The sequence below is a fragment of the Thiolapillus sp. genome (genome assembly GCF_048562965.1).
Classification (GTDB): domain Bacteria; phylum Pseudomonadota; class Gammaproteobacteria; order Chromatiales; family Chromatiaceae; genus Thiolapillus; species Thiolapillus brandeum_A.
The window spans coordinates 1-4,741 of sequence record NZ_JBHNMF010000259.1; the positions used below are offsets into that span (position 1 = coordinate 1).

Here is a 4,741-nt window from a genome sequence, read left to right on the forward strand (position 1 = left end):
TCCATAGCGGCCTCCAGAAGTTTGTGTTGATTTCTCTTCTGAGAGGCCGCGCCTTGCTATGTCAACTATTTTTTGAGATTTTTAGTGGTTTTTCTCCTCTGAAACTCTAAACTCTAGTAACACACGTCCATACAATATTAGCCGCCAGCCGCGCTTTGGGGGGCTGCACTGACACTCAAGACAAAAGCGAGCAATCGATCAAAACGATGGAGTAACCTTTCCGGGCAAAACGATTCAACAGCCGCTGCCAGCCATGGAGAGCGAAGCGAAGGCTGGTAGACCCAAGTAGCCGCGAGGCCGCACTGTTTTCCCGGCGTGCCTTGCGCCAGAGGGAAAACAAAGTAGGCCTCCGAACGCGGCGTCCAGTCATTGGGAGACAAGTACGGAGCAGCAACGAGCTTGCGAAGTTGTTGCGTAGTGCTTGGTGACCAGGACGGCTGGGGCACCAATAGGTTGTCAAAGGCCGAGTCGATTTTGGGGACTGGGATGTCCCAAAATCTATCACGAGGCCGAAGACACGCTTGTTAGAGCAGGTTTAATGCAAAATACATGCACAACAGAAGCTACCATCCTTGTATTGAAACAACTCTGTAACAATATCTACAGCAACTGTGGATAACTCTGTGGGTAATCATTGAGCACAAACATCAGACAGCACGATTGATACTGCGGGGCTTAAATTGTACAAAAAAATACAATTTAATATGATATAAATATCAGTAAGTTAGACGTTTGCAGATAAAAACCCATAGCCACAGACAAAATAAAGGGAAACCATCGCAGGTTTCCCTTTATTGTGCATAAAAAGGCTATTTTGCGCAGGTAACGGCCTTGGAGCCAGTGCAATCCCAGGCAAAGGTACAGTCCAGCTCGGAGAGCACGGTTACCAGTCCGGTTTCACCATCATTCAGGATCATAGAGATGGGTGTTCTGCCCCCAAAACGTCGCTGCCCCTGATGGATCCAGCGCCCGATCATCTTGGGATTCATGGGATAAGCAGTACGCAGGGCATCCGCGATGCGCAGAAGATACTGGGAGCGACGCAGTACGTCCGGATGATTGGGAAATACCGCCTTGCCATCGCGAAAACTGGCAAAGCTGCGCGTACGCACGTCATCCGGCATGGCCAGGATCTGGTGCATGGTCTTGTTGTCCAGTTTCCACTTGTCCAGCAGGTTCATCACCGCGCGGGTGATGTCCTCCATGGCCTGCTGTTGCTTGTCTTCACTCATTCTCGACTCCGATAGAATATTCTTGACTCTAATAATTGACTATTTTACTTGGTTATCTGTGCAATTGCCAATTCAGGCGCCTGATCCTAGCCAAACAGGCGTTTCCACCAGCGTTTCCGGTTGTTGGGCAGGGGGCGGTCCGCTTCGAGGTCTACCGGTGGAATACGGCTGAGCACCCAACCCGGCAGGGGTGGATTGTCACTGTATCCGCACACCACACCAAGATTGTTGGGGTCGTAAATCTTTACCATTGCAGGCGCTTCAAGGCTGTCGGCATAAACGATGCCGCAATAGTCTTCGTCATGCTCCTGGCGCAGCAGTTTGTCCACTTCATCGAGAAACGCCAGGAATTCCTTCCCGGACGCAGGGACAGCAGGAACGTCGTGCCCCACCGCGTACACATACCAGCCTTCAGGGGCTTCCCGCAGGCGCGCCCACAGATCATCCAGATGGTGCCAGCGCAGGGCGGAGGTGAAGCTTCCGCGAAAAGCCTGCAGATAGTCGCTGTGTGCTTGCTCATGCATGGGTATAATCTCTTTTTTGTCTTTGCGTCGATATTGATATGACCGCCCTGTACCAGTCCGATCTTTCCGGCCTCGAGCTCTTGAACCGCGGCAAGGTGCGCGACATCTATGCCGTCGACGATGAAACCATGCTCATCGTCACCACCGACCGGCTCTCAGCCTTCGATGTGATCCTGCCTCAGCCTATTCCCGGCAAGGGCGAGGTGCTGACCCGGGTGTCCAGCTTCTGGTTCCGTCGCATGGAGAAGCTGATCCCCAATCATCTCACGGACATTCCCCTCGAATCCGTCGTCACCAATGACGACGAGAGAGCCCAGCTGGGGGACCGTGCCATCATTGTGCGGCGCCTAGAACCCCTGCCGGTGGAAGCCATCGTACGTGGCTATATCATCGGATCGGGCTGGAAAGATTACCAGAAAACCGGCCAGGTATGTGGCATCGACCTGCCGGCCAACCTGCAACTGGCGGACAAGCTGCCCGAGGCCATCTACACGCCTTCCACCAAGGCGGCGATGGGTGCTCATGACGAGAACGTGGATTTTCAGCACACCGTAAACCTTTTGGGGCGCGAAATGGCCGAACAGGTACGCGACGCCAGCCTGCAGATCTACCGTGAAGCGGCCGAGTATGCCCTCGAAAAAGGCATCATCATTGCCGACACCAAATTCGAGTTCGGGTTGGACAGGGATGGCAGGCTGCATATCATCGATGAAGCCCTGACGCCCGACTCCTCGCGCTTCTGGCCGGCAGACCAGTACCAGCCGGGCATCAGCCCACCCAGCTTCGACAAGCAGTTCGTACGCGACTACCTGGAAACCCTGGACTGGGACAAGACGCCGCCGGGACCGGAACTGCCCCAGGAGATCATCGACAAAACAGCGGAAAAATACCGCGAGGCCGAACAGCGCCTTACCGGCAAATGAAAACCAAACAGCCCCGCATCACCCTGTACAGCACCAGCTCCTGCACCCATTGCCGCCAGCTCAAGCAATGGCTGCAGCAGCATCAGATCCGCTTCATGGAGATGGACGTGCAGCGCAATGCCCGCGCCCTCAAGGATTTTCAGCGCCACGGCGGGCGCGGCGTACCCCTGTTGCTGGTGGGTGAGCGAAAAATTCAGGGTTTCAATCCCAAACAACTGCCTTCCCAACTGCGCAAGGCTGGCGTGAGCATTTGAGTCATCCATATGATCGCCTGTCTCCAGATCTGATCCTCGACGCTGTCGAAAGCGCCGGCTTTGAGGTCAACGGCAGCCTGCTTCCCCTGAACAGCTACGAGAACCGCGTGCTGCAGATCGGGCTGGAGGAGCAAGCACCCATCATCGCCAAGTTCTATCGTCCGGACCGCTGGAGCGATGAAGCCATACTCGAAGACCATGCCTACAGTCTTGAACTGGTGGCACAGGAAATTCCGGTAGTACCTCCCCTGCTGGACAACAGGCAGCAAAGCCTGTTCGCCTTTCAGGGATTTCGCTTTGCCCTCTATCCGCGCCAGGGTGGCCGCAGCCCGAACCTGGAAGATCCCGATCACCTGGAATGGATCGGTCGCTTTCTCGGGCGTATCCATGCCGTTGGTGCCAGCCGGCCTTTTGTGCACAGGGAAACCCTCAGTGTGGACAGCCTGGGCTGGCAGTCCCTGGCCTGGTTACGGCAATCCGGGATGCTGCCACTGGAAACGGCCAATGCCTACCTGAGCCTGTGCGAAGATCTGCTCACCCGCATCGACGGAATCTTTTCCAGTCACCATTTCAACCAGCTCCGTCTCCACGGTGACTGCCACCCCGGCAACATCCTGTGGACAGACCAGGGACCGCATTTCGTGGACATGGACGACTGCCGCAACGGCCCGGCGATACAGGACTTCTGGATGCTGCTTTCCGGTGACCGCCAGGAAATGACCCTGCAGCTCAGTGAGCTCATCGAGGGTTATCGCCTTTTTCATGATTTCGATACACGGGAACTGGCGCTCATCGAACCCCTGCGCACCCTGCGCCTGATCCACTACAGCACCTGGCTGGCCCGCCGCTGGGACGACCCGGCCTTCCCAAAGGCTTTTCCCTGGTTCAATACCGGCGCCTACTGGCAGGAACAGATTGCCATTCTGGTGCAACAAAAGGAACTGCTCGACCAGCCTGCACTCATGCTATTCTGACAGCAACCCGACCGTTACCAGGGAGATAGACGACGCCCGGAGGGGGCGACCATAGCTCACCGAGTCCGCCATGGAAACCCACACTTTCTTCCTCTATCTGCTGATCATTCTGGTTACGGCCAGGCTGTTTGCCAAGATTGCCGTACGTCTGGGCGCACCTGCCGTCATCGGTGAACTGACCGCCGGCGTGGTACTCGGCCCGAGCCTGCTGGGCTAGCCCGCATCGCTCACCGATCCCCTGGTTCCGGCGTTTTTGGGCGCCGGGACGTGACCAAGATAGCCCGATAGCCCATTTCTCGTGCCAAGGTACTCGCCAAGAGAAGAGATTCTCGTGTTTTTCGCTCTCTCAGGAGCTCTGGAGGATGTTTTTTTGACAGAACAGACGCACCAGTCCCTCAGCACCCAGGACTGATTCTTTGAGCCGATGTTGTTGGGGACGGAAGAACCTATCCAGGCGGCGACCAAGCAGGATGCTGCTTGAGATTGGCCAGGATCTGAGCAATATCACTGGCGTAGGGGTACGCTTCCGAGAAGGACAGCCAGACCTTACGCGCCGTCAGGCGCAAGCGGGCGCCGATTTTGAGGAGCTTCAGGCGGATCGTCGTGCTCTGGGCTTTGGCAAATGCCGTACCGGTCAGGCCCAGCCGGCGCAGGCCATGCAGCAGGACATAGGCAAAGGAAGAGAAGTACAGCCGCAGCTGGTTCGCCCGTAAGGTGGCACTGCTGGTGCGATCGGCGAACAGTCCCAGTTGCTGCTCCTTGATCCGGTTCTCCATCTCGCCACGGGCACAGTAAAGATCTTCGTATAAATGTTGGGCATCCGCGTCACGGGGG

The 4,741-nt window shown here is 56.3% G+C and carries 8 protein-coding genes; 4 read left to right on the plus strand and 4 right to left on the minus strand.

What is annotated here, in order from left to right:
* Positions 1 to 175: 175 nt before the first annotated feature.
* From ACOCD2_RS12685 to ACOCD2_RS12695, 3 genes are all read right to left on the minus strand, one after another.
* Entirely contained in the window at positions 176 to 505 is a 330-nt protein-coding gene (locus ACOCD2_RS12685; protein WP_294106866.1) for a hypothetical protein, read from the minus strand.
* A gap of 304 nt (positions 506 to 809) precedes the next feature.
* Positions 810 to 1,232 (minus strand): MbcA/ParS/Xre antitoxin family protein, encoded by a 423-nt coding sequence (locus tag ACOCD2_RS12690; RefSeq protein WP_293648605.1) that lies wholly within the window; start codon positions 1,230 to 1,232, stop codon positions 810 to 812.
* A gap of 86 nt (positions 1,233 to 1,318) precedes the next feature.
* Positions 1,319 to 1,756 carry a hypothetical protein gene (locus ACOCD2_RS12695; RefSeq protein WP_293648602.1) on the minus strand — a complete coding sequence of 146 codons (438 nt, stop codon included), beginning with the start codon at positions 1,754 to 1,756 and terminating at the stop codon, positions 1,319 to 1,321.
* Positions 1,757 to 1,794: 38 nt separating this feature from the next.
* Here ACOCD2_RS12695 and ACOCD2_RS12700 point away from each other — a divergent pair, with 38 nt between their 5' ends.
* The 4 genes from ACOCD2_RS12700 to ACOCD2_RS12715 all read left to right on the plus strand — a co-directional run bounded on the left by ACOCD2_RS12700 (position 1,795) and on the right by ACOCD2_RS12715 (position 4,124).
* On the plus strand, positions 1,795 to 2,679 hold the full coding sequence (locus ACOCD2_RS12700; protein ID WP_293648599.1) for a phosphoribosylaminoimidazolesuccinocarboxamide synthase: 885 nt from the start codon (positions 1,795 to 1,797) through the stop codon (positions 2,677 to 2,679).
* Positions 2,676 to 2,933 (plus strand): glutaredoxin family protein, encoded by a 258-nt coding sequence (locus ACOCD2_RS12705; protein WP_293648596.1) that lies wholly within the window; start codon positions 2,676 to 2,678, stop codon positions 2,931 to 2,933. Before ACOCD2_RS12700 ends, ACOCD2_RS12705 begins: the two co-directional genes overlap by 4 nt.
* Positions 2,930 to 3,907 carry a serine/threonine protein kinase gene (locus tag ACOCD2_RS12710; protein ID WP_293648593.1) on the plus strand — a complete coding sequence of 326 codons (978 nt, stop codon included), beginning with the start codon at positions 2,930 to 2,932 and terminating at the stop codon, positions 3,905 to 3,907. The genes ACOCD2_RS12705 and ACOCD2_RS12710 overlap by 4 nt, the downstream gene beginning before the upstream one ends.
* Before the next feature lie 70 nt (positions 3,908 to 3,977).
* A complete protein-coding gene (locus ACOCD2_RS12715) occupies positions 3,978 to 4,124 on the plus strand; it encodes a hypothetical protein (protein WP_293648590.1) in 147 nt (48 codons plus the stop codon).
* Between the two features lie 229 nt (positions 4,125 to 4,353).
* On the opposite strand, the gene ACOCD2_RS12720 is transcribed toward ACOCD2_RS12715, so the two are convergent.
* Positions 4,354 to 4,741: transposase (locus ACOCD2_RS12720; RefSeq protein WP_294058830.1), on the minus strand; the 388-nt coding region annotated here is incomplete at its 5' end.